Genomic DNA, 23,463 nt, shown 5'->3' with positions numbered 1-23,463 from the left:
CTGATCATGTCTGTCGTTCTCCGCTGGCAGGGCGTCAAGTCAATGATGGCAGATTGCTGGGGTTTTTAGAGGCTCCTTAATGACATTGGTTCCGCCTACAATCTTGGCAATGACATATTGAAATATTACGATATGACCATTGACGTTAAGAATGGACATTTCTGCCTAGACAGGACCATTTCAAAGCATTGAACCGTTCCGGGATTCCGGGAGGCTTCAATTCTTGAGAAGATGGGGCCATGAGTAAGACGAAGTATTCACTAGAAGTGCGTGAGCTGGCGGTCCGGCTGGTGCGGGAGCACCAGCGCGCAGTGCAGGATAGAATCAGGGCATGACTGAATTCATCCCTCCCGGCTCGCTCTTCCATGCCCTGCCTTCGCCGTTTCCGATGAAGCGTGGCGGCGTACTGCACCAAGCGCACGTCGCCTACCAAACCTGGGGCACGCTGGCCGCCGATCGCAGCAATGCGGTGTTGATTGTCACCGGTTTGTCGCCGAACGCGCATGCTGCGGCAAATCACGCCAATCCGGAGCCAGGTTGGTGGGAGGCGATGCTCGGGCCAGGCAAGCCGATCGATACCGAGCGCTGGTTCGTGGTGTGCGTCAATTCATTGGGCAGCTGCAAAGGCTCTACCGGGCCGGCCTCGATCGACCCTGCCACCGGCGCGCTGTACCGCCTGACATTCCCGGAGTTATCGATCGAAGATGTGGCCGATGCCGCAGCCGATGTCGTGCGTGCGTTGGGCATCAAACAACTGGCGTGCCTGATCGGCAACTCGATGGGCGGCATGACCGCCTTGGCGTTGTTGCTGCGGCACCAAGGCATTGCGCGTAGCCACATCAACATCTCCGGTAGCGCGCAGGCGTTGCCGTTTTCGATCGCCATCCGCTCGCTGCAGCGCGAAGCCATCCGTCTGGACCCGCATTGGAACGGCGGCCACTATGACGACACACGCTACCCGGAATCGGGCATGCGCATGGCGCGCAAACTCGGCGTGATCACCTACCGCTCGGCGCTGGAATGGGACGGCAGGTTTGGTCGCGTACGATTGGATTCCGAACAGGCCGCCGACGATCCGTTCGGCCTGGAATTCCAGGTCGAAAGTTATCTGGAAGGCCATGCGCGCCGCTTCGTGCGCTTCTTCGATCCCAACTGCTATCTGTATCTGAGCCGTTCGATGGACTGGTTCGATCTGGCCGAGTATGTCGACGACACGCCGGCCGTTGACGCGCGTGTCGATGACACGCAAGCCGACGACGATGCTATCGCCGCCAAGCCAGACAAAGGCGTCTCGACCGACGCCACGGTGCTGGCCGGCCTGGCGCAGATCCGCATCGCACGTGCGCTGGCGATCGGTGCCAATACCGACATCCTGTTTCCGGTGCAGCAACAGGAACAGATCGCCGAGGGCCTGCGCGCCGGTGGTGCCGACGCACGCTTCATCGGGCTGGATTCGCCACAAGGCCACGACGCCTTTCTGGTCGATTTCGACCGCTTCGGGCCGGCCGTGCGCGACTTTCTGGACGCTTGCTGATTTCCAGAACCGCGCAACGGCGTCGTGACCTGCCGCAGCGTGGCGGCCTGCCGCGCAAGACGCTGGCCGCGCTTTTTTTGATCGGCATGGCAATCATGGTGATCGTAGGTCGAGTGCCAGCGCTGCTGGCGCTGTGGTACGCCGCCGCCAGTGTGGTGGCGACGATCGTCTACCGGCGCGACAAGACCGCAGCACAGCGCGGCCAGCAGCGGACACCGGAGGCGACCTTGCACAGCATCGCTCTGCTCGGCGGCTGGCCGGGTGTATTGTTGGCGCAGGCGCTATTCCGGCATAAATCCAGCAAGACGGCCTTCCAGGTGTGGTTCTGGGTGACCGTGGTGTTGAATGTTGCCGCATTGCTTCTGGCATTGCGCCAGCCCGTGCTGATGGCTGCGTTACACGCGTTGTCAGAGTGAACGGCTCGCAGGTGACGCGCACTGAAATTCAAAGCTAGGACCTGCGCAACACCCCACCCGCATGACATGGCATGGGTCACCACGTATTCGCTGCTGGCGCACTGGAAAAAGGCTTTAGGCCAACGGCTCCAACACACCTGCACGCACGCGATAGCGCCGCTGCACCACGCCAGCCGGCACGCTGTCGTGGGTGATCATCACCAGACTGCGCTCGCCGAGTGCAGCGGAGAGATCCAGTAGCAACGCGTGTGCGGTGTCCACATCCAGTCCATCGGTGGGTTCGTCCAGCAGCAGAATCGGTGCATCGCGCAGCAACGCGCGTGCCAGTGCGAGCCGGCGCGCCTGGCCGGCAGACAGCGTGGCGCCGTTTTCGCCGACCCAGGTGTCAAGACCGTTCTGCGCGGTGGCCCACTCGCGCAGCCGCACTTGATCCAGCACTTTCCACATGGCGGCATCGCTTGCGCTAGCATCGCCAATGACCAAGTTATCGCGCACCGTGCCTGCAAAAACCGGGGCGTTCTGCGGCAACCACGCGATACGCTGATGCCATTGCGTCTGCGTGAAGTGGCGCAGATCGATATCGGCGTAGCTCACCTGCCCGGCTTGCGGGTCCCACAGCCGCAGCAGCAGTGCGGACAAGGTGCTCTTGCCGCTGCCGCTATCGCCGCTGATGGCAATGCACTCGCCAGGCGCCAGCGTCAGATCGAGACCTTGCAACACCGGACGCACGCTGCCAGGCCACGCAAAACTGACCTGATGCAGCTGCAGCGTGCCGCTGCGCGGCGCATCCGTGGCGTGCGGCGGATCGACGACCGACTGTGCCTGATCGACGATGGACTGCAGGCGTCTGGCTGCAACGCGCGCGCTCTGCAGCGCCTGCAAAGCGAGCCCGGCACCGGCCCAGACTTCCAGCAACGCCATGGTCAGAAACACCAATCCGGCTGCCATTTCTGCGGCAATCAATCCACGTTCGGCGGCGCTCAACCCAAGCCACAACATGCCGGCCAAACCGACCCCGCCGCACACTGCGTGCAGCAGATTTCCGCCGATCAAGCGACAGCGCTGAATGCGGTCGCCATCGACAACAGCCGCCGCCGCATCGACCTGATGCAACCAGGCACCTTGCGCATCCACTGCGGTGAGATCCGCTGCACCTTCCAATCCCTCGAACGCCTGCGTGCGCAAGGCGGTGCGTTGCTGTGCGCGTAGCTGCTCGCGCTGCGTACCGCCGCGTGCCACCTGCCACGGCACCACGCCACCGATGACCACGCCGAGCACCATCAGCAACAGCGCGGCGGGCGGATAGATCAGCGCCGCCGCAACCACACCGGCAAGCCAGATGCCGAGCAATGCGCTCAACGGCGCCAGTGCGCGCACGCTCAACCCATCGACTTCGCCGATATCGGACATCAAACGCGCCAGCAAATCGCCGGTGCGCGTGGCCGACAACCGGCCCGGTGCAAGCGGCAACGCACGGCGGAAGAACCACACGCGCAGATCGCGCGCGATACGCAGGGTGGCATCGTGGCCGATCAATTTTTCGCCATAGCGCGAAACGATGCGCGCAAAGGTCAGCGCGCGAATGCCGGCCGAGGGCGAGAAGAAATTGAAACCCGTGCCCATGCCGGCAACACCCGCCAATGCAGCGGCGGTCAGAAAGCTGCCGGACAGGCCGAGCAAGCCCACGCCTGCCAGCAGGGTGACCAGCACCAACAGCGCCGACAGCAACAGGCGCCAGGCATGCCTGCAAAACACATCGCGCAGACGATCGGGCTGTGTGGTGTTCACGGCAGCTCCGCTGCGACAGTGGCGCCGCGCAGATCGATCACCGTATCGGCCCAGCGCATCACCGCAACGCTGTGCGTGGCCAGGATCACCGCGCGGCCGCGCGCGAACACGCCCAGCGTGCGCAGCAAGTCCGCTTCGGTGTCAGGGTCGATAAACGCAGTGGGTTCGTCCAGCAGCAACACCTCCGGCTCACGCAGCAGCAGCCGCGCCAAGGCCACGCGACGCGCCTCGCCACCAGAGAGCCCAAAGCCGCGCTCGCCGATCACCGTGTCCAGCCCAGCCGGCAGGTGCGCGGCAAAGCGCAGCACCTGCGCCGCCTTGGCCACGGCGTGCAACCGCGCGTGGCTTGCCTGCGGATCGGCCAGGCGCAGGTTGTCGGCGATGCTGCCGTGAAACAGATACGGCCGCTGCGTGGCATAGCCGATACGTGCACCAGGGCGCAGCACCACGCTACCCGCCTCGGGCGCCAGCCAGCCGGCCAGGCCTTCCAGCACCGTGCTCTTGCCGCTGCCGCTTGCACCGATCAACGCCACGCGCTGCCCGGGCTCCAATACGATTGAGAAATTTTCGACCACCAGGTGCGGTGCACCCGGCGGACGCAGCGCCAAGCCATGCGCCTGCAATAGTGGCGCGCGTGCCTGCGCCGGTTCCAATGCACGCGGCAGCACTGCGGCTGTTTGCGTGATTGCAGGCAGCTCGAATCCTTCCAGCAAGCGCTCGGCTTCGGCCACCGCAGCCAGGGCATTGGCACGGTCGTGATAATGCGCGGCCAGCCTGCGCAGCGGCGCAAAGAATTCTGGCGCCAGCAGCAGGCAGAACATGCCCGCGCCCAGCGTCGGCAAGCCGTGCAGATCGAGCATGCCCAGATAACTCAGACCGAAGTACAGCGCCATGATCGCCACGCTCACCGAGGCGAAGAATTCCAGCACCGTGGACGACAGGAACGCAATCCGCAGCACCTTGAGTGAGCGCTCGCGCACGCCTTCGGCCGCGTTGGCAATGCCGCTCAATTCGGCTTCGCCGCGCCCGTAAACACGTAGCAAGCCCAGGCCCTTGAGGCGATCGGCAAAGTGCCCGCCCATCCGCGCCAGCTCGCCAAGTTGCTCGCGCCCCGCGGCTTCGGCGCCCCAGCCCACCAGCATCATGAAGAACGGAATCAGCGGCGCGGTCAGCAGCAACACCAGGCCCACCACCCAATCGACCGAAAGCACCGCGATCAAGATCAGCGGCGGCACCAGCAGCATCTCGGTGCGTGCGAGCTGGTAACCGACGAAATAACCTTCCAGCGCATCGGTGTGCGCCAGGCTCAATTCGCCGAGTTCGCCGCTGCGTTGCCGGCGCAACCACACCGGCCCGTGCTGTACCAGCCGGCGTGCGATGCGTGCACGCAATGCGCGCTTGGCCACATCGGCCACCTCGCCGGTCAGCGATTGTGCCCAGGCATTGAGTAGCGCACGCCCCACCAGCACAGCCAACAACCCCACGCCCACATCGCGTAATTGCAAAAGTGGCAGATGCTGCACCAGCACCGCCTGCAGCAACCAGGCGATCGCCGCCGCCTGCGCGATCAGCAGCACACCCGACACCGCTACCGCCACACCGGCCAGCCGCTTCGCACGCGCAGCCGGTGCGGCAAGCGCATCCAGCCATTGGCCGCGTTGACGGCGCTGGGCTGGCGTTTGGCTGGCTCGCACGTTGGGCTGACTCACATCGCTCTCTAATGAAGGCGTCTTGTTGCAGGCGATTATAAGTCGCCACCTACCAATCAAGGCCTGCGCATTGTCCCGCACCCGATTGCAGCGGCATTGATTTGGATCAACGCGCGTGTCGCGGCAAGCGCAGATGATCCGCTGCATTCCTTCATCGACGCCCAACCAGGCCCACTCGCCATGATCGACGCGACAGTTGTTGAACTGTCGCGGCTGCAGTTCGCAGTCACCGCGCTGTACCACTGCATCTTTCCGCCGCTGACCATCGGTCTGTCGTTCCTGCTCGGCATCATGGAGAGCGTTTATGTAATGACCGGCAAGCAGATCTGGCGGCGCATGACCATCTTCTGGGGCGTGCTGTTCGGCATCAACTTCGCCCAAGGTAACGGCACCGGCATCGTGATGGAGTCGAGCTGGGCATGAACTGGTCGTACAGCGCGTTCTAGCTGCTGGGCGGCAAGCATGTGGAGATGGAGCGGCGTTCGTTCGCAAATGCGTCCAGCAGCCGTCGCACGCTGTGGATCATATTGCTGGCGGCTGCGGTGTTCATGCCGATCGTGCCAGCCTCCACAAGCTGGGTCTACCGCGTGCTCAACGGCTAAGGTCACTGCCGAAGAGATGTCGGCCAATCCCAACGCATGAACGCGGGTGACACACCTACTCCGCCGCAGCACCGCCCCAACGTGCCGCACGCTTCAACAATTCTTCTAAGAACACCGATGTGATATTTCGCATGGATCCTCGGCACCGGCCTGGCCCCATTAGCTGCCGTGCTCAACGGCATGTGGTTCGAAGCACGCGAATCCGCGCGTAGTCAGCCGTGCCAGTCAAATAAATCCAGCAGATGCTTGCCGATTTGCCATTCCGCATGTACCATGTGCGGCTCCTTCGGGGTGTAGCTCAGTCTGGTAGAGCGCTACGTTCGGGACGTAGAGGTCGCAGGTTCGAATCCTGTCTCCCCGACCATTTGAAAGAACAGTGAAAAGGCTCTGAAAGCCGCAGAAATGCGGGACTTCAGGGCCTTTTTGCTGCTCCTGGCTCCGCATTGCTCCGACTCGTTATGCATGGTCGAAACGGGTAACTTTTCCGCGCTGATGGCCCAAGACGGGCCCAAACTTTCGGCATCGCCACATTAATCTAAGTCATTGTACTTGTTAGATTTTTAGCGTTTTGCTTTTCTAACCGACTAGGGGTTGACGGCCTGCTCCGCATCACTCTAATCTCGGCTCATGACCCATAAGCAGTCAATTCTCTTGGCCATCCGGCGTCATGACTCCTCGGCTTTCCTGCTGGGGGCTTGCGTCATGACCGCCTGCGCCGTGTTGCTGCTTCTATGCCTCCTCGCCGAACAGACCCTTGGCATTGACTTGTCGAGCACGGTGGCCGGTCAAATTGTCTTGGCTCTCCCGCTACTAGCTCTCGTCCTTGTCCTCTGGAAAACGGGCCCGCTGGCCTGTGCCTCGAAGCCGAAGTTCCCTCCCGGCCGTGGCCGAAAGGGTCGAACGGCCTCTCCAGTTGACCCGGGCTCCTTCGAGCCCCGCAGTACCAACGAACCCCCGCGTCGGCGCCCTCGGCGCTGATCCGAGTCTCGTCCCGCTCCGGCTAACGCGGGTCAGTCAGCGCCGAGTCGTGCTAGCCGCATGACGCAGGGCGCACCATGTCCATCCCCTATCTACCGGAGGCCCTCACCGGGGCTCCCATTGCTCGGCACGAACAGAGCGCAGCTCCGATCCGCATCCTCTTCGTCGAGGACCTCTCCAAGCTGATCGGCAAGACACCCACATCGATTCGTACGTTCGCGACCAACAAGAAGTACAAGCACCTCATCCCCCGTCCGTTCAAGCTGCCGCATTCTAGGCGCCTGTGCTGGTACGAGCATGAGGTGCTGGAATGGATTGATTCCACGCAGCCAGCAATCCCTCCCCCGCCTCGCAGATCGCCGGGACGCCCAACAAAGCGCGAGCAGCTCGAACGGCAGCGCTGGGCGGCATCGCAACAAGCGGTGGGATGATCTATGAGCTACATGGATCAGCAAAGCAGCAATGCGCAACGAAGGCCGAGATTGTCATCGTGGGATGAAATCTATCAGTGGTGTGCGGAACCGAAGGGAAAGCGCTCTCGTGTAGAGAATTCCGAGCAACTATTCCTGCCAGGGCTCGAAGATTTCATGCGGGCGATGCCCAACCATATTGCTCGCTCCAGTCTATTTGCGCCGGTTGCGCGAGGTCGAAAGAAAATGCACAAGGACGTGGAGCTGGTAAGCCGTAGCGACGCCACCATCAAATTCTGGGGCGAGCAGCTTGACGAGGCACAGGCGGATGTTTGGATGCAAGCCATGCGTGAGGCCGGGAAGAAGCCGCTTGGCGAACCTGTAGTGATCTGCCGTGCTGCATTCCTACGTGATATCGGACGGCAAACCGGCAAGTACGAATACGACTGGCTGCATCGTGCGATGAAGGCGCTGTCCTTCGCCATGCTGGTGATAGAAGTAAAAAAAGGTGGCAAGCTCAAGTACGCAATAGGCCGTAGTCGCGCACTTCATATGATCGAAGGGTTCGACTACGACGATGAAGCCGAAGCTTATACGCTACGCATCGATCCGCGCTGGCACGCCATATACAGCAATCGGGAATTCGCCCTGATCGACTGGGACAAGCGGATGCAGTTTGGTCGAGGCCAAGACATGGCAAAAGCACTCCAACGCCTCGTGGCCACGTCCGATGAGGATGTTCAACGGTTTGGACTTGAATGGCTCAAGCGGAAGCTGGAGTACACCAGCCCAACGTGCAAATTCAGAAGTGCGTTGGCAGCAGCCATGTGCGAACTGGAGCGACTGGCGATCATCGCAGGCGGGCGCATAGAACACAGCACCAAGGGCAAGGAACAAGCAGCTTGGACGAAGCTCTAGCAGTTCGAGCATCGGGGTTGCGTTCCACTCCGTTCGGGGTTGCTTTCCAGCCAATCGGGGTTACATTCCATTCGGTCGGGGGTTGCGTTCCAGGGCACGAACGCAACCATTTGATTTAAAATGAAATTTCAGCGGATCGCCGCCTTCTACCTTCTTTCTACCTTCTTCCTACCACTCCGGCTTGTGGCTAACTCGCATCGCTCACCCCCGGCCGGGCCCGTGGACGGTCGGCCTTCGGCCGAGCCTGGGCACAGGCCGTGGACAGGGGTGGACAGCGATGGAGCCGCTGCCCACGCCCTGCCACACCGCCTGCACCCACTCCGTCCACCGCCCCAGCCTACTCGCTTCTTGCGCCGCCTTCGCGGCGCGCTACCACCGCCAATTGGAGTACAAGGCCCAAAGCCGGAGTTCAATTGGCGAGCCAGTTGCCGTCGCCTTACACTCAGAGCGGCCGCCTACGACCACAGAGGCAACTCCGTGCCCACCATGGATGAATTCGAGCGCCTTATGGCTTTTCTCCCGAAGCTCACCGATGCCGAGCGACAGGCCCTTGAAGACTGGGAAAAAGAGCATGTAACGGGAGACGGGGCAGCTGGGTCCTCCGACTGGCCTGGTTGGCCGGACGTGTTCAAACGGCTAGAAAGCTAGCGACTTATCCACGATGAAACGCTAAGTCAGCACCTTGAGACTGGCTGGCGTGCCATTCCATGGCTAGCCAGCCACTGGTGGCGCCCTTCGCCCTTCTGGGGGCGAAGTGTGTGCAGGCGGGGGGCAAGGTGTGGGCGGCGCCAGCCATCCATCGGCTTGTCCCCCGCCTGTGCCCACGGTGGCCGCAGGCCATCGTCCCCAGTAGAGCAGCAGATAGTTGGGCGTTGCGCCGCCAATCGAGGCGTTCTCTGACGCCGCAGTAGGAAAATTCCTGGTCCGGAAAGGTAGGACTAGAGTCCATCTTTGGCTAGACTGAGACCCATGTGATAAGTGGTAGGAGAGCCGCATGGCCTCTGGCGGTGTGGATGTGGTTCGGCGCCGCGGGCGCAATCTTGTTACTGGTGCTACTCATCGGCTGGGCCGTGCTGGGCTATTACCGCCGCTAACTCTCTACCGTCAAGGAAGAACTGCAGCGCTACGAGAACGCTATCCCTGTCCTCCAAGCCTACTACGCCTCGAATGCCGTCATCTGCGGCGATCGTGTGTGCGTCGATGTCGATCCCAATGGACAGCGGACAGGCGACAGTACCGTCAAGCAAAACCCAGGACTCAATAATAGCCACCATGCAGCATGACCGCGTCCAGCCACTCAACTATTGCGCCCATGCAATCGAGGACCTCAAGGTCTGGGCGGCGAAATTTCACCATGATGCACCGAAAAGTGCGCAGGTCATGCTCCGCATTATCGAGATGCTTCGCCACAGTACCAAGTTCATCCTACCCAACCGTTGCAACCTGGTTACGCCGGATGAAATGCGGCAGGCGCACCTCGATCTTGCTCGACTGCCATTCCCCTGCGTGGCTTTTGAAGTTCCCTACGAACAAGAGATTGGACTCGACCCATTGCCCGAGATAGGCGGCCTTCCTCAACTCCATGCCACACGACGCATCGCCTTGTGCTGGGAACCCCATCCTTCCTACGAGCTGTTGCCGGGTTTGAACGACATCGTGCAGAAATTCCCGGATGGAGGTGCGTTCGTTGTCCCGATTTACTGGTCGCCCTTCGATAGCAAGTGGAATCTGGGTATAGGGGGATCATTTCATCCGTACAAAAACGAACTGCGCGAGCTCGACATGAGCGAGCAGCTCCCAGTGAGCCGAATTGCCAACGAGGCGCTAATCGAGGCCGGGCGCGGAACTGCTCGATCCAAGCAGTTCCGAAGCGAGCCGTTCTACTTGTTGCCAGAACTCTTCGACATGCAGCTCGCCGAGACCCACAACGGCGATCAGGCAAAAGCTTTTGCGCAGATCCATCTTGATGCGCACGATGAAGAGATGTTCATGATTCAGGCGTGCAGCGTCATCAACTGCGCGAACGTGACGACGGCCGAACTCCCCGCGCCCAAGATGCTGAATAAGAAGCGTGAAGCCAAAGGGAAACAGCCCTTCTTCACCTATAAGGTCCTGCAACTTGCGGAGGAAAAGCGCGAAGCCGGCAAAAACGCATCTGGACAGCATGCTAGTCCTCGCATGCACTTGCGTCGCGGCCACTTGCGCCGCCTCGAAAGCAAAACAGTTTGGGTGAAGGCAACGATGGTGAACGCCAGTTCTTCCGACGGAGTTGTCGTGAAGGACTACGCAGTGCCGCCACGACCAGCCGGCTCAAAGCCAGAGTTGAAAGGAGTTTGACTACTCCCAGCACGGCAATCGTTCACTTAGCCAGACACTTTTCGCATGCACATCCGCCTCCAGACTTTCCGCGACAAGCAGGGTCGCCTGCGGCAGGGGCGCACCGTCGCGCTGCGCCGCTCGGTCTACGATGCCAAGCAGGGCAAGTCGCGGCTGGTCCAACTCGGGACGGTTGACCGCTTCGCCCGCGATCTGCCGCGTGAGCTGAAAGCGGTTCTCACGCGAGAGGAGAAGGAAGAATTCCAGCAGTGGATCGTGACACGGGATCAGCAGATCGCTGAGCTGCTGCAACGCCACCATCTCGGCCGACTGGCAGAGTACCTTGGGCTTGCGGCAAAGGCGCTTTCGGCGGGCGTCGAGCCCGAGGACCCGGAGCGGCTCTGGGACGCTATAGGCGTCCTAACACACGCTTTGGAGAAGGCAGGCCATCCCAAGCCAGCCAAAGAGCGTGGACGCCCTGCAAAGGCATCCACGCCGTCTGCCGAGGACTTGATCGACCTGGACGAGTCGCTGATCTGGATCTCCGAGCACATGCCGAACTTCATCCCCGAAGAACTGCTGGCTGCTCCCCCTGCCAAGCGGACTCGCAAGCGTTCCCATAAATGACGCCTTGTGGTCGAAAGGGTGGTCGAACATTGGCCTGAGCATGTTGGCATCGTGGCAACATGATGGCGCAACCAGGGTGGCATGGTGGCGGCAAGGTGGCCGATCCACCGTCCGACCGCTCCTTTCGACATCATCCACACACTATGGCCCCATCTTGCCGGCATCATCGTGCCATCACTGCGCACAGGTCTCGTCACTGTGAGGCCACCGTAGCGACATCAGGGTTCCAAGGTCGCACTCGCAACGTCGGCGTCATCCACCGGGCGATCAAGCTTCGTTCCGGCTGTGCTCGTACTCTCAAGCCGTTCGTGCTCGGCGATGCCTTCCACCATGCGGCGAGCCAACTCGACGACGCCTCCTTGGGGCGCCATCGCGTCCGCCAGCGCAACGAATTGTTCCTCGATTCGTAGATGCAACGCCAGCTCTAGGACCTGCGGATTCACACCAGATTCGTCGCCCAGTCGCCGAACTTCTGCCTCGTACTCCGGCCACCGTGGATCGTCCTTCCCTCGCCTCCTCGCCATCAGCACTGGCTCGGGCTGCGGCTCCTCACGCAGTGCATCCAGAAGCGCCTCGAACTCCGCGATGGAAGCCTCCAGACCACAGCGTTGACGCGCCAGCCACCGGGCCCGATTTTCGGCAATGATCGCCCGATTCAGATCGCCTAGATAAGTTTCAACCCCGCGCCGCTCGAAGGCAGTCGCGACTGCCCCCAAGTGCACTCCCGGAAGCCGATCCAGCTCGATGGCTTTCAGGTTTTCGCCATGCGCTTTCGCGTCCTGCCGCTGCACCTGTATGGCGCGATGGTCCCATTGTTCGGATAGCCCGGCTGCCGCCATGTGTTGGTTGCCAATTTCGGCCCACTGCTGACGCCAGAATTCAAGCGTCTTAGGCCCTTCTTTCAGGCCGGTGAACTCACGCGCCTTGTCTTTGCTGAAACCTTCGGCCATCAGTCCCCGAGTGCTCATCAGCACATGCGCATGGCGCCCACCCGAACGCTTCTCTCCGCCATCCCAACGCCTACCGTCGTCTTTGTGAATGGCGAACTCGATGGCAACGCCATGCCGCTCCATGACGGCCTGTGCGAATTCCCGAACCATCGCGACCTCCTGTTCCAGGCTCATCCCGTAGGGCAGGCACAAGATGAATTCGTTGGCTAGCCGGGCGTCCTTCCGCAACTCCGCCGCCTCAACTGCATTCCAGAGGGTTTCGCGATGCCGAGCCCATGCCGGCGCCACGGCTGGGACCACGATTTCCGTGTGCTCGACACGCTGCTTGCGACGGTAGTCGTGCACGACACCGGTGCGATAGTCTGTGACGATGCTGCCGGTGCGGTAGGCAATGGCCGCCGTGACGCTGAATTGGTGCTCGGCGCGAATGGCAGCATCCGACTTGCCTTTCTTGCCGCCACTGCGGGAGATGTAGTTCAACTCACACCGGTACATGATGGCACCCCGACCAGATTTCTGTACCCAAGACGTGCACGGTCAACAAGCCGCTTGCGGGGTCAAGGGGCGGAGCCCCTTGCGCAGGCGTCGCGCAGCGATGCGTAACTGCACTCTTGCCGTTAGAAAGAAATAAAGAAAGAAAGAAAGAAAGAAAGAAAGAAAGAAAGAAAGAAAGAAAGAAAGAAAGCAAAGAAAGAAAGAAAGAAAGAAAGAAAGAAACCAACATCACGCTATTTGGCACCAAGCGTGCGCACGGCGCAACCACTATGGCCGCAGAAAACGGATTTTTCGTGGTAATGGCGAGATGCAAAATGCAATCAGGCAGGGAGCGTCATGACACCTCCGTGGCGGCACGCGCCGCTCCTGTCCGCATTCCGGACAACCGCGATACCCATTGATTACATGGAAAAGTTGGTAGAACGCACCCGCGAAGCTACGCCTAAGCGGACAAGGACAGTCAATGACATGACGACGAGACCGAACAATACTCCTAACAACTATTACTACTTTTATAGGATTGCATTTCCTTAGATCATCCGCCATGATCGGTCCATGGATCAGACAACCCACGCCATGGAAAACGCTGCCACGACGACACCTAGACGTGGCCGCCGCCCATCTGCAGAAATGAGTGCAACACGGCGACAGGAAATTGCACGTCTTGAGCGCATCGTGACATCGCAGAAGGAGCGGCTCGCAAAGCTGAAAGAGGCGAGGCCAAAGCGCAGCGATCCGCACGCCGCGCACAGCTCACACGATTGAAGATCGAGGCAGGCGGGTTGGTCAGCATTGCCGGCCTATTGGAAGAAGATCGTGGCTTTCTGCTGGGAGCACTTATCGGAATACGGGAAACGAAATCGCACCCGGCCTGGACGCCTGAGCGCTATCAGGCGATCAAGCAACTTGGCGACAAAGAACTCGCGGCACGCGAGGCCAGCCGAAATTTCCACCGCAGTTCGGAGAAAAGACAATGCACGGCGATCTACAGCACATCGTTGGTAAATCTCGCGACGCTGAACGAGGTGGTTTTGGCGTCCTATCTACTGGCGAAAAGCTTGCCGTCGCCCTTGTCCTCAACCGGTTCGATTGGCTCACTCAAATGGGCTACACCATTGCCGAAGCCATCGAACGAATTGGCACCAGCTGGACAGCCCTGATTCCCGATGCCGCCAAGCAGCTTGAGGGCGACTTCGATTCGCTCCAAGCCAAGCTCCGGGACAACGCAGCCGAATCGCTCGATGCTCTGATGCGCGAACGCGATTCCACCAACGACTACTCTCCCTAACGAGGCTGCGCTTCTATGGCGGTGCCCTTCACGCCCTGCCCGGACGCGCCGTCTGGGCAATGCACCGACCAGTCGGTCACCATGCTGCGGCACATCTTTGGCCCAGTCATCGACCAGCTGACTGTCGGCGCCGATCCAGATCAGGTCAGCGCCGCCGCGTTGCTGCTCGGCTCCATGTTCTCGGTCCTGAACAGTGGTGTGCTCATCGTCGGCTCGCTGATCGTGTCCTATGTGGCAGCGGTGGGCGTGTTGAACACCGCTAACGACGGCGAGGCGATGGGCCGGAACTGGTCATCCCTATGGACGCCGGTCCGCATCGTCTCCGGCGGCGCGGTGCTGCTCCCTACCGCAAGCGGTTACAGCTTCATCCAACTCATCGTGATGATGTTGGCCCTGTGGGGCGCGGGCCTCGCGAATGCGGTTTACAACAAGGGTGTGGCAATGGGCCTGGTCAGCCCGAACGGCATTGTCGCGGCCGTCCACGATCCCGGCTCCTACCACGGCCTGCGTGACTTCGCCCGGCAGTACGTGGCGGCGAGTTACTGCGCACGGGCGGCCAATGCCACCTTCGCCGACCCGAATACGGGCACGGCGCCACAAGTTCAAGCGAACAGCTCACCGGACGCCGTATTCAACCAAGGCGGCCGCCGGGAGTACGTATTCGAGATCAAGGACCGCAATGAGGCATCGAACCTCGCGGGCGGCGCGCCGATCTGCGGCACGGTTAAGGTTGGAGAGTATTACCCGCAGACCCGCACCGACGCGACCGCGCAGGCGATGGAGCAAGTGCGTTCGCAGGCGATGGAAGCGAAAAAGCAGACGGTCGTGCAGATGATGGCGGCATTGGACCAGTGGGTGAATACATGGCCGACGCGCGTCTCCGCCGACAGCTGGAACACCGTCAACTCAGCCGAGTTCAACCGGATCGTCAACGAATCCGAAGAGCGCGTAGCCTCGACGCTCGCCGACAACGCGACTAGCAGCGAAACCGCACTAGGAACGGGCATGAACGCCTTTGTTAACTCGCTGACCCTCGACGGTTGGGCGAGCGCGGGCGGATGGTTCCAGCGCGTCGGCATGGTGCGCGGCCAGCTCTCTGGCATCTTTGCGGAGCCTGCGGGCAGCGTCAGTCCGCCGACGCTCACCGGCCTGCCCAACAGCGCGGCGGCCGCCGAGTTCGTCAGCAGCGTATCGATGGCGGCTGAGGTCACGCGCAAGGCGGAAACGCACAAGGACTATAGCCGCGAGGAAGTGCGGCCGGAGGATATTGCTTCGAGGATACCGACCGACCCGCAGGCAGCGGTCAACATCGGCCAGATGCGCGCCGACATGGATGCCAAGACTTCGAGCTGGATCAACAACAGCATGAAGTACGTGGTGGATGTGGCCGTTGGCGGCGACGGCAGCAATGGCACCACGACATTGTGTGCGACGGCCGGTGAAATCGGTGGAAGCCTCAACCGCATGAAGTGCGTCGGAGATTACCTGACGGTCATACTCGCCGCGACGAAGACCATTTCCGCTGCCGTCAAGACGGCGATGGCGGTCCTGCGCGTGGGCGCAGGCACGCTGTCCTCGGTCAAGGGCGTCGGCACCGGCCTCGACCTCGACAAGGTTGTGGAACCCATCTGGGACTGGATGCTGGAGGTGCCGCTGGCGGGTCTCGCCACAATGTCTGCCTATCTGGAACCGCTGGCGTTCTATTTCGGCGTCTTCCTGCCTTCGCTGCCGTACACCATCTTCATGATCGTGGTCTGCGGCTGGGTGCTGGCGGTGCTGCAAGCCTGCCTTGCCGCGCCGCTGTGGGCGATCATGCACATGACGCCGGACAGTACCTTCGTCGGCAGCCAGCGGCAAGGCTATCTCCTGCTGCCCTCGCTGTTCGTGTGCCCGGCACTGGCGGTAGTCGGCCTGTTCGCCGGCATCCTGATCAGCGACCCGCTGATCGACTTCACCGCCAAGGCGTTTTTCAGCATGCACGGTGCGGTGTCGGCCTCGACCGGCGCTATCGGTGCCATCAGCGAGTTCCTCACGTTCGCGTGGTGGCTGATCGTCTTCGGTGCAACGCTGCTCCCGATCCTCTACATGTCGTTCGGCCTGCCGCAGGCGCTGCCGGACAAGGTGTTGCAGTGGATCGGCGGCGGCGTGCACGACCTCGGCGAGACGGCCGCGCTCGGAGAAATGCGTACTGGCATGGCGCATGCGCAGTCGCGCGGCAGCCTCCCGGTCGATGGGCGGCGCCGGGGTGGAGGTGGCCGCTTGCCGCCGGGCTGTAGCGGAGGCACGCCACCACCGGGTGGCGGTGGCGTGCGGCCATCGGCTCCGCCGTTGTCCACGGGTCCGCAGGGCGTTGGCCCGTCTCCATCCTCGCCGCCTGCACCCCAATCGCTCCCGCGTCTCACGGGCGGCCCCGGTGGCGGCTGCGGCGGGGCTCGGCTGGCCCCCATCGGCCCGCAACCGGGCGTCAGCGGCCCGCAGGGCGTGACCCCACGCTCATCGCTCGACGGGCAGCCACGGCCGCCGACCGGCGGCACCCCAGGTACCCGCTCGTAGGAATAACGCCATGACCTATCTGGACAAGATCGAGGGCTTGAACATCGGCACCGCCAATGGCCTGCGGCGCGGCTACGACGAAGGCTTCAACGACGGCATGACCTACGCCGCCGCCGTGGAGCGCGAACGCGACGATCTGACATGGGCGGCAAATGCACTAGCCGCCATCGCCGCTGCAGCGCTGTCGGCACTCGATAGCGCGCCGGCTGACGTGCAGGCCGCCGCTCTGCGGAGCTACAACCCACGCTGCCATCAGCTTGTCGGCTCCGTGCTGCGCTGCGAGCCGCACGTCGATCCGACCGTGCTGCATCGGGAACCGGCCGTTGCCAACTGGCTTCCGGACATCGCCGCCCGCCTGAACGCTTATGCCTCCTCATCGGCGTACGACGCCGGTCCCTCTTTGTGAGCACCCAGATGAAAGAGACCGCCAAGAAAGTGACCAAGTTCGCCGTCATCGGCCTGCCGAAGCGCCTGATCGGCTGGGACCAGATCAAGGCCAATAACCGGCTCATCGCCGATCTGTGGCGATCCGCCCGCACGCCGGTCGATACCACAGCGCGTGCCGCGCAGGTGCTGGAGCGGTTCGCCCAGCTCAGGCCCGCGGGACGCCAGCAACTCGTGGCCGGGCACGTACGGGTGAGCCGGTTCTGGTGGGGTTGCGCTGCCGCCTGCCTCGCCGGCGCCCTCTACATGATCGCGAACCAAGCCCCGACCATGATCGCCATGAACTGGCTGGGCTTCGCCGTGTTGGCAGGTGTCTTCGGCCTCAAGCGCGCCTACCGGGCGTGGCAGGTCGAAACCGGCACGCTGTTTCAGTCCGGTGCATTCAAGCACTTCTTCCACAACGAAAGGTGGTTCCGCTGATCCGTTAACCGTCGCGCCGCTGGCGCAAGGGAGTTGTCGCCATGATCTACCCGCAATCCGTCCCGTCCGATGTCCTTGCCGTTCTGCTGGCCGTCGCCGAGGGCGTCCAACGAGAACGACACGCACGGCTCGTCCGTCGGCTGCTGCTGGCCGCCGGATTGGCCCTATGCCTGCTGTTACTTGCGGCGCTCACTTCCTCGGTCCATGCCGCCGCGCCTTCGCTGAGCGACGCGCTCGAATGCCGCCTGCCCACTGCGCAAGCCGAAACGGTAATGGCGGACTACGGCATCCCGACCGATGGCAAGGGGGTCCAGTTCGGAACGCTCGTCACAGCCTTCGACATCCCGGTGATGAAGATCGAAGCCGTCAAGGAATTCGGCACGCTGCACCTGTACTACGTCATTGTCGCCGACGCACTGCAGCCGTTCATCGACGCCGCCGGGATGCAAGCAGGCGGCCCGGGCTTTGTCCGCTCATCCCTGCATCAGCTAAACAGCTTGCATGCCATCGCCCCGACTGAGGTTCGCCAACGCGGTGCGCTGATGGCGCCGATCCATTGCGAGATGAAGGCATGAAGATCCTCCCTTCGATCCTCCTGCTATGGGCGCTGGCCACAGCCGCTTACGTACTGGATGCGGCGCAATGGCAAGCGGTCGCGCCCGCCTTGCAAGCGGCCATCGAGTGCCGCGCAAAACCCGACATGAGAACAACGGGGTGGGAAGCGCTGCCCCGTGATCGCTTCGGCGGCATCTTGCCGATCAAGCCACCCTGTCCCTTCTCGGTGTTCGGCCTGCCGGTGACCGAGGTGTCGGTCTCCATCGACCCGCAGGGCATCGAAGGCGACAGCTATACAGCGAAGCTCGCCAGCACTGCGCAGGCAATCAATGCGGCCGCCAAGCTCGATGCGGAGGGCCGCCGTGAGGCGGGCATCGGTACGCTGGAGCTGGACGACATGGGGCAACTGACCTGCGTCGTCCCCGGCGGCTACGGCGAAAGCGACTTTCAGCCGGAGAACTGACCATGCGCCGCGCAGCTCTTCCCTTCGCCCTGCTGCTTGCTACCACCGAAGGCGGCGCGTCCGCCCCTGCCACCGCCGCTGGCACGTGCATGGTTCCACCGAATCCGCTGAAGACCGTGGCCAGCCGCTTCGGCATCTTCCGCACACCCGGCCAACACGGGTCGGCCGCGAAACGCGGGCACATGCACGATGGCCTCGATTTCAGTACCGGCGGCAAAACGCCCTTGTACGCGACATCCGACGGCAAGGTCGTCTTCATGGGCTACTGGGGCAGCTACGGCAACAGCCTTGTGATCGAACGCCCGAACGGGCACACGTTGCGCTACTCGCACATGTCTGGGTTCGCCGACGGGCTCGCCGAGGGCAGCGAGGTCAAGGCCGGTCAACAGCTTGGCATCGCAGGCAACACCGGCGGCGGCAAGATGGCCGTCCACCTGCATCTTTCCTACGGCGTCCCTGGCCAGCAGGAAGTCCGTGCAAAACAGTTCTACGCCGACGCCGGAAAGTTGAAGTCGCTGAACCCGACCCAGCTGCCAACCGTGTTGCGCAATGGCGGCCGTGGCCTCGGCTGGAAGACGGACCCGAGCCCCTATTTCTGCGAAACGTTCCCGATCCACGACGGGCGCGGCGACCGCTTCGGCAAGACGACGAAGGCGCAATACGCTCTGCTCTATGGCGATGCCCCCGACGGTGGTGCTCCGCCGGAACTCGCGGCCGCCCGCATGCAACAGGCCGAAGCCGCCGCGAACGGCCAGTCCATCGAAGAATTCCTGACGGACTCGGACGGCTATGGCGCCTTGTCGGGACCGCCCATAGGCACGTCCGAAACGCAGTCGGCGCGGGAATGGCTGCTCACGGAAGCGACCCGGCGCTTCGCCAGCGCCGACTGGGCGAACGAACTGCCGAAAGTCAGCAGCCGGGCGCTGTGGGTGGACTACGTGCGCGCCAACGGCGTATCGATCTATCTGGCGGACGCGATCCGCAGCAAGAAGCAGCAGATCGAAGCGCTGCTGGCGGTCTACACCAGCCAGAAGCTGGCCAGCCAGCGGCAGCAGGCCGAACAAGCCCGGCGGCGGGCCGTCGCCCAGCAGGCCCGGCGCGAGGTGCAGTAGTGCGCGACAACGCTACTCGGCCGCTCGCCGAGGCCGAACTGGCCACACTCCGAGCGCAGATGCGCGCAGCCGGGCGCAGGATGCGCGCCCGACTCGGCTTCGCAGGGCTCATTCGGACGCGCCTGCTCGACCGCGAAGGCCGCTCTCCCAGGCACCCAACGCACCGGGAGTTTGCCGACGAACTGGCCTTCCTCTCCCTGACGCTGCACGGCGACAACGTGGCTGAAATCCGATTCGGCGTCCGCCACCACCGGGACCGCCACACCACAGGGGTACTTCTCAGCCGCTGGAACGGCACTCGCTTCGCTGCCGAGGCGGAAATCCGGGTCTGCCTGCACGGCGTCTCCTGCACATTGGCCGACCTGTGGGATGAGTTCGACCATCTGCGCTATATCGACCTGCCACCGAGCCATCCGCAGGCGTGGCGCGAGCTCTACTGACTACTTACCGGTCCTTACTTAGCCTAGGTAAAGATCGGCGAGTATCCCTCTCTGCGCATCGCCATCCAAGCTGAAAAAACGGGCTTCAATTGCACTCGTCTAGTGCCAATTCCTCGACCTCATCGACCTCATCGACATCATCATCATCGTACCGTCGATTCCAAGCAATCAGGCTGAGTTGCGGATAGTCGGCTATAGGGTCGGCAGGGTTCTTGGAAGTTCTGTGCAGACAGCGAGTTGGCTCACTTTTGGCTGTTTCTTACGCAAATCCCTGCCGACCCTCGGCTATGCGAATTTTCATCGTGGCTGTTCCTCCCTCTTCGCCCACTCATAGGCGGCAATCGTGTTGTGGCAATGTCTATCATCGAACCGAAGCGCCATCCGAACCGAAACGGGCGGCACGCGGCCGGAGTGCTCCGGTGCGACCGGCGGCCACCATCCCGATTCGCATAGGCGCTTGCGTTCGGCTTCCGGCATGGCTTCGGCGAGCCGCGCTGATGGCTCCCACCACGATATCCATGCCCCCACGTCCTCGGCCGTAGCGGGCTGCCAAGGCGCATTAATTCCAAGCTCAAGGGCGATGCGGTACGCCTCGGCGCGCTGTTCGGCCGACGCCTCGGTCTTCGGTGTAGGAAAAGCCTGCATCGCCGCGTCCGAGAACTCCCGCTCAGCGGTACCCATGTCGCGCCGATCCTCATCCAAGGCGCGCGCGTAGAGGGTGGCGACGGCGCGGCTATCAAGGCGTGTCGCCGTGGTACTGCGTGCAGCGATCCGAGTCAGCACGGGCCAATCCGAAAGGCGGTGTATCACGGCGTGGCTGAAATCATGCGCCATCGTTGAATCTCCATGCGATCAGCAATGCTGCGCTGTTTGCGGCGCTTGCAACGCCGTGCCGGCGCAGCTCGCTGAGGCTATGGGCACCTGGATGGCCGAGACGTTGGCCGACACGGCCACTGCGGACATCGTGGCGGCCTGATGGCGAAGGCCACGAAGCTCCGCCCTGAGCAAACAGTCCTTGTCGAACTCCGCGAGCGACTGATCCTGCAGCAACCCGCTTGTCTGCTCCAGCTGCTCGGCCAAGGTATCGCCGTCGTAGGGGTTGCCCGGGAAGCTGCGCGCACCCACGACCAATCCCTTGCAGACGGTGACCGCAATGCCGACCTTGACGCCGAATTCGTACGCTTGACGCGCCTTGCCCTTGCCGATGCATTCCACTTCCGGGGCATGCAATGCGTACAGTTTTTGTTTGTCCTTCGGACGCTGGCTAATTTTGCCCAACCCCCAAAAATGTAAAGTCAGCCATGTGGCTCCTGGCTGGGCATCGATCGGTCAGGATGGCTGAACACTCTCCAAAGCCGATGTCGGCGCCGGCGGGTCGCGACTCAAGCTGCCGCCCTTGAGCGTTTTTTCCCCGTGGTCGCCGCCTTCGTGTCCGCGAGTGGCGAACCGACTCGCGCCATCAGTTCTGCTGCCTGCTGTGTCGCCGCTTCGAGTCGTCCGCCCGTGGTTGCGAGCCGGACTGTCAACTCGTCTCGCTCGGCCTGCAATCGTGCCGAGTGATCCGCCGCCGCGACGCAGTCCTGTGTTGCCCGCTGCAGCTGAGTCGTGCGCGTCACCACTTCGGCCCGCAGGGACTCCAGTTCGCTCGCCAATCGCTCGCCGCGCTGCACGGCCTTGGTCAGTTGATCCTCAGCGCGCTTCTGCGCTTCACGGGCCTCGGCAACCTGCAGCATAACGTGTTTTTGCACTCCCTCCAGCCGCTCGGTCGCGCGATCCAGTCCCTCGCGCAGCTTGAGGGTTGGCAGGGATTCGTGAAAAAAACAGCCAAAAGTGCGCTAACTAGCTGTCAGCAAAGGTTTTTACACGAATCCCTGCCGACCCTCTGTAGCGGCCTCTCGGGCATTAAGAGGTCACTGCACGAAAGTGAAGTTTACGTACGCTAGGAGCGAACGAACGGCGAACGCTGACGGTGCTAACGTCGGAAGGGTATGACGACGGCCTGGTCGAGGAAGGCGCGCAGACCTTCTTCATCGACGGTCTGACGGAAAGCGACATGCGCGGCGTCATCAGTCGCGAACAGGTCGTCCCAGACCGTAGAGGTTCCATGCTCGTTTTCGACTTCGAGCGACCAGCCCGGCTCATTTTCCAACCGGATGATGTTCACTCTCACGGTGACGCCCTGCTCGGTGACGACACCATACAGGCTCGAGGTGACGATGTTGGGATCGCGTTCGTGCATCACTCTTTCCTCATGCTTTGACTGCGGTTTTAGCAGCGGTGCCTTCGAGCGCCTTGTAGAGCGCGGTTTTGCCGACCTTGAGGCGCGTGGCCGCTTCGCGAACCGTCAGCCCTGCCGCGATATGATCGCGCGCCTTATGCAATTTGTCAGGCGTGATGACCGGACGCCGACCGCCAAGGCTTCCCCGTTCCTGCGCAGCCTTCAATCCGGCGTTGGTGCGCTCGCGGATCAGGTCTCGCTCGAACTGGCCCAGTGCGCCGAAGACGTGGAAAATGAGCCGTCCGCCCGGCGTGGTGGTGTCGATGCTTTCGGTCAGCGACCGGAAGCCGACGCCACGCGCTTCCAGCGCGGCGATTGTCTCGATGAGGTGTGGCATCAAGCGCCCGAGCCGATCCAGACGCCAGACGGCCAGCACGTCGCCGGCACGCAGATAGGCAAGCGCTTCGGCCAGCCCCGGCCGATCGGTCTTAGCCCCGGACGCATGGTCGTCGAAGATGCGCTCACATCCGGCCGCGTTCAGCGCGTCATGCTGGAGCGCCAGCTTCTGGTCGCCGGTTGAAACCCGCGCATAGCCGATCAGCGCCACGGCCGGTCCCGATCTTTCCGTTTTCCTATCAATTTACATTATTATCCGAATCGCCATCGCGGGTCCAGAGTTGACGGACATATTCATGCTGGCCGCCAGAGGATCGTTTGGCGGACAGCGTAAGTAAGGATTTTTTGCATTACCATACATCAACCCATGAGATTGCGAGGCACATCACCATGACCACATTGACCGTTACCGCACGTGGACAAGTGACGTTGCGGAAGGACGTACTGCAACACCTCGGCATTAGGCCAGGTGACAAGATCGAGCTTGACTTGCTCCCAGATGGTCGGGGAGTACTCAAGGCGGCACAGCCCGCAGGGACGATAGCCAGCTTTGTCGGCCTGCTCGCGGGTAAGACGCAGAAGGTTGCCACCATCGAAGAAATCAACGAAGCGGCTGCACAAGGATGGGCAGGCAAGCAATGAAGGTCGCAGTCGATACCAACGTCCTTGTGCGTGCTGTTGTGCGTGACGATCCCGCACAAGCGGACGTTGCCGCCGCAGTCTTGACCGATGCCGAGTTGATCGCGGTCGCGCTGCCGTGCCTATGCGAATTTGTCTGGGTGCTGATGCGTGTCTATGGCTTCCAGCAATCTGACGCGGCCGACGCGATCC

General features: G+C 62.2%; 25 protein-coding genes, 1 tRNA gene and 5 pseudogenes. 23 read left to right on the top strand and 8 right to left on the bottom strand.

All coding sequences use genetic code 11. From position 1 onward, the window contains the following. Window positions 1-331 precede the first annotated feature (331 nt). Together metX and XpopCFBP1817_RS11615 are read left to right on the top strand one after the other, a co-directional pair. Window positions 332-1,534 carry a homoserine O-acetyltransferase MetX gene (gene metX / locus XpopCFBP1817_RS11620; RefSeq protein ID WP_128417245.1) on the top strand — a complete coding sequence of 401 codons (1,203 nt, stop codon included), beginning with the start codon at window positions 332-334 and terminating at the stop codon, window positions 1,532-1,534. Continuing rightward, complete coding sequence (locus tag XpopCFBP1817_RS11615; protein WP_128417244.1) at window positions 1,528-1,950, top strand: DUF1294 domain-containing protein; 423 nt, start codon at window positions 1,528-1,530, stop codon at window positions 1,948-1,950. The genes metX and XpopCFBP1817_RS11615 overlap by 7 nt, the downstream gene beginning before the upstream one ends. Before the next feature lie 114 nt (window positions 1,951-2,064). Here XpopCFBP1817_RS11615 and cydC read toward each other — a convergent pair whose 3' ends face one another. Together cydC and cydD are read right to left on the bottom strand one after the other, a co-directional pair. Beyond that, window positions 2,065-3,738: a thiol reductant ABC exporter subunit CydC gene (gene cydC / locus XpopCFBP1817_RS11610; protein ID WP_128417243.1), complete on the bottom strand. Its 1,674-nt coding sequence runs from the start codon at window positions 3,736-3,738 to the stop codon at window positions 2,065-2,067. Continuing rightward, on the bottom strand, window positions 3,735-5,447 hold the full coding sequence (gene cydD / locus XpopCFBP1817_RS11605) for a thiol reductant ABC exporter subunit CydD (RefSeq protein WP_128417242.1): 1,713 nt from the start codon (window positions 5,445-5,447) through the stop codon (window positions 3,735-3,737). The genes cydC and cydD overlap by 4 nt, the downstream gene beginning before the upstream one ends. Window positions 5,448-5,627: 180 nt before the next feature. On the opposite strand from cydD, the pseudogene XpopCFBP1817_RS11600 reads away from it, so the two are divergent. The 8 genes and pseudogenes from XpopCFBP1817_RS11600 to XpopCFBP1817_RS11560 all read left to right on the top strand — a co-directional run. Then, a pseudogene (locus XpopCFBP1817_RS11600) lies at window positions 5,628-5,881 on the top strand (cytochrome ubiquinol oxidase subunit I); the annotation flags it as partial. A gap of 57 nt (window positions 5,882-5,938) precedes the next feature. After that, window positions 5,939-6,089, top strand: a pseudogene (locus XpopCFBP1817_RS11595) (cytochrome d ubiquinol oxidase subunit II); the annotation flags it as partial. 83 nt (window positions 6,090-6,172) lie between these two features. Beyond that, a pseudogene (cydX, locus tag XpopCFBP1817_RS11590) lies at window positions 6,173-6,274 on the top strand (cytochrome bd-I oxidase subunit CydX); the annotation flags it as partial. A 62-nt stretch (window positions 6,275-6,336) separates the two neighbouring features. Beyond that, window positions 6,337-6,413: transfer RNA gene (locus XpopCFBP1817_RS11585), tRNA-Pro, on the top strand. Window positions 6,414-7,104: 691 nt separating this feature from the next. Then, a complete protein-coding gene (locus XpopCFBP1817_RS11580; RefSeq protein ID WP_128417241.1) occupies window positions 7,105-7,458 on the top strand; it encodes a helix-turn-helix transcriptional regulator in 354 nt (117 codons plus the stop codon). A 3-nt stretch (window positions 7,459-7,461) separates the two neighbouring features. Then, a complete protein-coding gene (locus XpopCFBP1817_RS11575) occupies window positions 7,462-8,355 on the top strand; it encodes a replication initiation protein (protein ID WP_128417240.1) in 894 nt (297 codons plus the stop codon). A gap of 1,272 nt (window positions 8,356-9,627) precedes the next feature. Next, entirely contained in the window at window positions 9,628-10,692 is a 1,065-nt protein-coding gene (locus XpopCFBP1817_RS11565; RefSeq protein WP_128417239.1) for a hypothetical protein, read from the top strand. Window positions 10,693-10,737: 45 nt separating this feature from the next. Then, complete coding sequence (locus tag XpopCFBP1817_RS11560) at window positions 10,738-11,298, top strand: hypothetical protein (RefSeq protein ID WP_128417238.1); 561 nt, start codon at window positions 10,738-10,740, stop codon at window positions 11,296-11,298. A 218-nt stretch (window positions 11,299-11,516) separates the two neighbouring features. On the opposite strand, the gene mobQ is transcribed toward XpopCFBP1817_RS11560, so the two are convergent. Further along, window positions 11,517-12,743 (bottom strand): MobQ family relaxase, encoded by a 1,227-nt coding sequence (gene mobQ, locus XpopCFBP1817_RS11555; protein WP_128417237.1) that lies wholly within the window; start codon window positions 12,741-12,743, stop codon window positions 11,517-11,519. Between the two features lie 116 nt (window positions 12,744-12,859). Here mobQ and XpopCFBP1817_RS11550 point away from each other — a divergent pair, with 116 nt between their 5' ends. From XpopCFBP1817_RS11550 to XpopCFBP1817_RS11500, 11 genes and pseudogenes are all read left to right on the top strand, one after another. Beyond that, window positions 12,860-13,144: a hypothetical protein gene (locus tag XpopCFBP1817_RS11550; RefSeq protein WP_128417236.1), complete on the top strand. Its 285-nt coding sequence runs from the start codon at window positions 12,860-12,862 to the stop codon at window positions 13,142-13,144. Between the two features lie 154 nt (window positions 13,145-13,298). Further along, window positions 13,299-13,508 carry a hypothetical protein gene (locus XpopCFBP1817_RS11545; RefSeq protein ID WP_128417235.1) on the top strand — a complete coding sequence of 70 codons (210 nt, stop codon included), beginning with the start codon at window positions 13,299-13,301 and terminating at the stop codon, window positions 13,506-13,508. Beyond that, a pseudogene (locus tag XpopCFBP1817_RS24010) lies at window positions 13,505-13,549 on the top strand (hypothetical protein); the annotation flags it as partial. The gene XpopCFBP1817_RS11545 and the pseudogene XpopCFBP1817_RS24010, both read left to right, overlap by 4 nt. Window positions 13,550-13,716: 167 nt before the next feature. Continuing rightward, window positions 13,717-14,031 carry a hypothetical protein gene (locus XpopCFBP1817_RS11535; protein ID WP_128417234.1) on the top strand — a complete coding sequence of 105 codons (315 nt, stop codon included), beginning with the start codon at window positions 13,717-13,719 and terminating at the stop codon, window positions 14,029-14,031. 15 nt (window positions 14,032-14,046) lie between these two features. Continuing rightward, a complete protein-coding gene (locus XpopCFBP1817_RS11530) occupies window positions 14,047-16,584 on the top strand; it encodes a DotA/TraY family protein (RefSeq protein ID WP_425479105.1) in 2,538 nt (845 codons plus the stop codon). 10 nt (window positions 16,585-16,594) lie between these two features. After that, complete coding sequence (locus XpopCFBP1817_RS11525) at window positions 16,595-16,990, top strand: hypothetical protein (protein WP_128417233.1); 396 nt, start codon at window positions 16,595-16,597, stop codon at window positions 16,988-16,990. An 8-nt stretch (window positions 16,991-16,998) separates the two neighbouring features. Next, window positions 16,999-17,448: a hypothetical protein gene (locus XpopCFBP1817_RS11520; protein ID WP_128417232.1), complete on the top strand. Its 450-nt coding sequence runs from the start codon at window positions 16,999-17,001 to the stop codon at window positions 17,446-17,448. Window positions 17,449-17,489: 41 nt separating this feature from the next. Further along, complete coding sequence (locus XpopCFBP1817_RS11515; RefSeq protein ID WP_128417231.1) at window positions 17,490-18,023, top strand: hypothetical protein; 534 nt, start codon at window positions 17,490-17,492, stop codon at window positions 18,021-18,023. Then, window positions 18,020-18,466 carry a hypothetical protein gene (locus tag XpopCFBP1817_RS11510; protein WP_128417230.1) on the top strand — a complete coding sequence of 149 codons (447 nt, stop codon included), beginning with the start codon at window positions 18,020-18,022 and terminating at the stop codon, window positions 18,464-18,466. Before XpopCFBP1817_RS11515 ends, XpopCFBP1817_RS11510 begins: the two co-directional genes overlap by 4 nt. A 2-nt stretch (window positions 18,467-18,468) precedes the next feature. Continuing rightward, window positions 18,469-19,578 (top strand): M23 family metallopeptidase, encoded by a 1,110-nt coding sequence (locus XpopCFBP1817_RS11505; RefSeq protein ID WP_128417229.1) that lies wholly within the window; start codon window positions 18,469-18,471, stop codon window positions 19,576-19,578. Beyond that, complete coding sequence (locus tag XpopCFBP1817_RS11500) at window positions 19,578-20,018, top strand: hypothetical protein (RefSeq protein ID WP_128417228.1); 441 nt, start codon at window positions 19,578-19,580, stop codon at window positions 20,016-20,018. The genes XpopCFBP1817_RS11505 and XpopCFBP1817_RS11500 overlap by 1 nt, the downstream gene beginning before the upstream one ends. Before the next feature lie 297 nt (window positions 20,019-20,315). On the opposite strand, the gene XpopCFBP1817_RS11495 is transcribed toward XpopCFBP1817_RS11500, so the two are convergent. The 5 genes and pseudogenes from XpopCFBP1817_RS11495 to XpopCFBP1817_RS11475 all read right to left on the bottom strand — a co-directional run bounded on the left by XpopCFBP1817_RS11495 (window position 20,316) and on the right by XpopCFBP1817_RS11475 (window position 22,843). Next, on the bottom strand, window positions 20,316-20,852 hold the full coding sequence (locus XpopCFBP1817_RS11495) for a hypothetical protein (protein ID WP_244171143.1): 537 nt from the start codon (window positions 20,850-20,852) through the stop codon (window positions 20,316-20,318). A gap of 204 nt (window positions 20,853-21,056) precedes the next feature. Beyond that, window positions 21,057-21,287 (bottom strand): annotated as a pseudogene (locus tag XpopCFBP1817_RS11490) (hypothetical protein); the annotation flags it as partial. A 113-nt stretch (window positions 21,288-21,400) separates the two neighbouring features. After that, window positions 21,401-21,751, bottom strand: coding sequence for a hypothetical protein (locus tag XpopCFBP1817_RS11485; protein WP_128417227.1), 351 nt, complete (start codon window positions 21,749-21,751; stop codon window positions 21,401-21,403). A 239-nt stretch (window positions 21,752-21,990) separates the two neighbouring features. Beyond that, entirely contained in the window at window positions 21,991-22,257 is a 267-nt protein-coding gene (locus XpopCFBP1817_RS11480; protein ID WP_128417226.1) for a hypothetical protein, read from the bottom strand. Between the two features lie 10 nt (window positions 22,258-22,267). Next, window positions 22,268-22,843, bottom strand: a complete 576-nt coding sequence (locus XpopCFBP1817_RS11475; protein WP_128417225.1) for a recombinase family protein — start codon at window positions 22,841-22,843, stop codon at window positions 22,268-22,270. A gap of 179 nt (window positions 22,844-23,022) precedes the next feature. Here XpopCFBP1817_RS11475 and XpopCFBP1817_RS11470 point away from each other — a divergent pair, with 179 nt between their 5' ends. Together XpopCFBP1817_RS11470 and XpopCFBP1817_RS11465 are read left to right on the top strand one after the other, a co-directional pair. Further along, complete coding sequence (locus tag XpopCFBP1817_RS11470) at window positions 23,023-23,274, top strand: AbrB/MazE/SpoVT family DNA-binding domain-containing protein (protein ID WP_128417224.1); 252 nt, start codon at window positions 23,023-23,025, stop codon at window positions 23,272-23,274. After that, window positions 23,271-23,463 (top strand): PIN domain-containing protein (locus tag XpopCFBP1817_RS11465; protein ID WP_146090185.1); only part of this gene is annotated, 193 nt, incomplete at its 3' end. The genes XpopCFBP1817_RS11470 and XpopCFBP1817_RS11465, both read left to right, overlap by 4 nt.

This window comes from Xanthomonas populi (assembly GCF_002940065.1).
GTDB lineage: Bacteria > Pseudomonadota > Gammaproteobacteria > Xanthomonadales > Xanthomonadaceae > Xanthomonas > Xanthomonas populi.
This window is presented reverse-complemented; position numbering and strand designations above follow the sequence as displayed.

What these genes read in the sequence shown, in the direction of transcription:
- metX (WP_128417245.1), top strand. Translation starts at nt 332, where the DNA reads ATGACTGAATTCATCCCTCCCGGCTCGCTCTTCCATGCCCTGCCTTCG.
- XpopCFBP1817_RS11580 (WP_128417241.1), top strand. Translation starts at nt 7,105, where the DNA reads ATGTCCATCCCCTATCTACCGGAGGCCCTCACCGGGGCTCCCATTGCT.
- XpopCFBP1817_RS11575 (WP_128417240.1), top strand. Translation starts at nt 7,462, where the DNA reads ATGAGCTACATGGATCAGCAAAGCAGCAATGCGCAACGAAGGCCGAGA.
- XpopCFBP1817_RS11565 (WP_128417239.1), top strand. Translation starts at nt 9,628, where the DNA reads ATGCAGCATGACCGCGTCCAGCCACTCAACTATTGCGCCCATGCAATC.
- XpopCFBP1817_RS11560 (WP_128417238.1), top strand. Translation starts at nt 10,738, where the DNA reads ATGCACATCCGCCTCCAGACTTTCCGCGACAAGCAGGGTCGCCTGCGG.
- mobQ (WP_128417237.1), bottom strand. Translation starts at nt 12,743, where the DNA reads ATGTACCGGTGTGAGTTGAACTACATCTCCCGCAGTGGCGGCAAGAAA.
- XpopCFBP1817_RS11545 (WP_128417235.1), top strand. Translation starts at nt 13,299, where the DNA reads ATGGATCAGACAACCCACGCCATGGAAAACGCTGCCACGACGACACCT.
- XpopCFBP1817_RS11535 (WP_128417234.1), top strand. Translation starts at nt 13,717, where the DNA reads ATGCACGGCGATCTACAGCACATCGTTGGTAAATCTCGCGACGCTGAA.
- XpopCFBP1817_RS11530 (WP_425479105.1), top strand. Translation starts at nt 14,047, where the DNA reads ATGGCGGTGCCCTTCACGCCCTGCCCGGACGCGCCGTCTGGGCAATGC.
- XpopCFBP1817_RS11525 (WP_128417233.1), top strand. Translation starts at nt 16,595, where the DNA reads ATGACCTATCTGGACAAGATCGAGGGCTTGAACATCGGCACCGCCAAT.
- XpopCFBP1817_RS11520 (WP_128417232.1), top strand. Translation starts at nt 16,999, where the DNA reads ATGAAAGAGACCGCCAAGAAAGTGACCAAGTTCGCCGTCATCGGCCTG.
- XpopCFBP1817_RS11515 (WP_128417231.1), top strand. Translation starts at nt 17,490, where the DNA reads ATGATCTACCCGCAATCCGTCCCGTCCGATGTCCTTGCCGTTCTGCTG.
- XpopCFBP1817_RS11510 (WP_128417230.1), top strand. Translation starts at nt 18,020, where the DNA reads ATGAAGATCCTCCCTTCGATCCTCCTGCTATGGGCGCTGGCCACAGCC.
- XpopCFBP1817_RS11505 (WP_128417229.1), top strand. Translation starts at nt 18,469, where the DNA reads ATGCGCCGCGCAGCTCTTCCCTTCGCCCTGCTGCTTGCTACCACCGAA.
- XpopCFBP1817_RS11495 (WP_244171143.1), bottom strand. Translation starts at nt 20,852, where the DNA reads ATGGCGCATGATTTCAGCCACGCCGTGATACACCGCCTTTCGGATTGG.
- XpopCFBP1817_RS11485 (WP_128417227.1), bottom strand. Translation starts at nt 21,751, where the DNA reads ATGCTGCAGGTTGCCGAGGCCCGTGAAGCGCAGAAGCGCGCTGAGGAT.
- XpopCFBP1817_RS11480 (WP_128417226.1), bottom strand. Translation starts at nt 22,257, where the DNA reads ATGCACGAACGCGATCCCAACATCGTCACCTCGAGCCTGTATGGTGTC.
- XpopCFBP1817_RS11470 (WP_128417224.1), top strand. Translation starts at nt 23,023, where the DNA reads ATGACCACATTGACCGTTACCGCACGTGGACAAGTGACGTTGCGGAAG.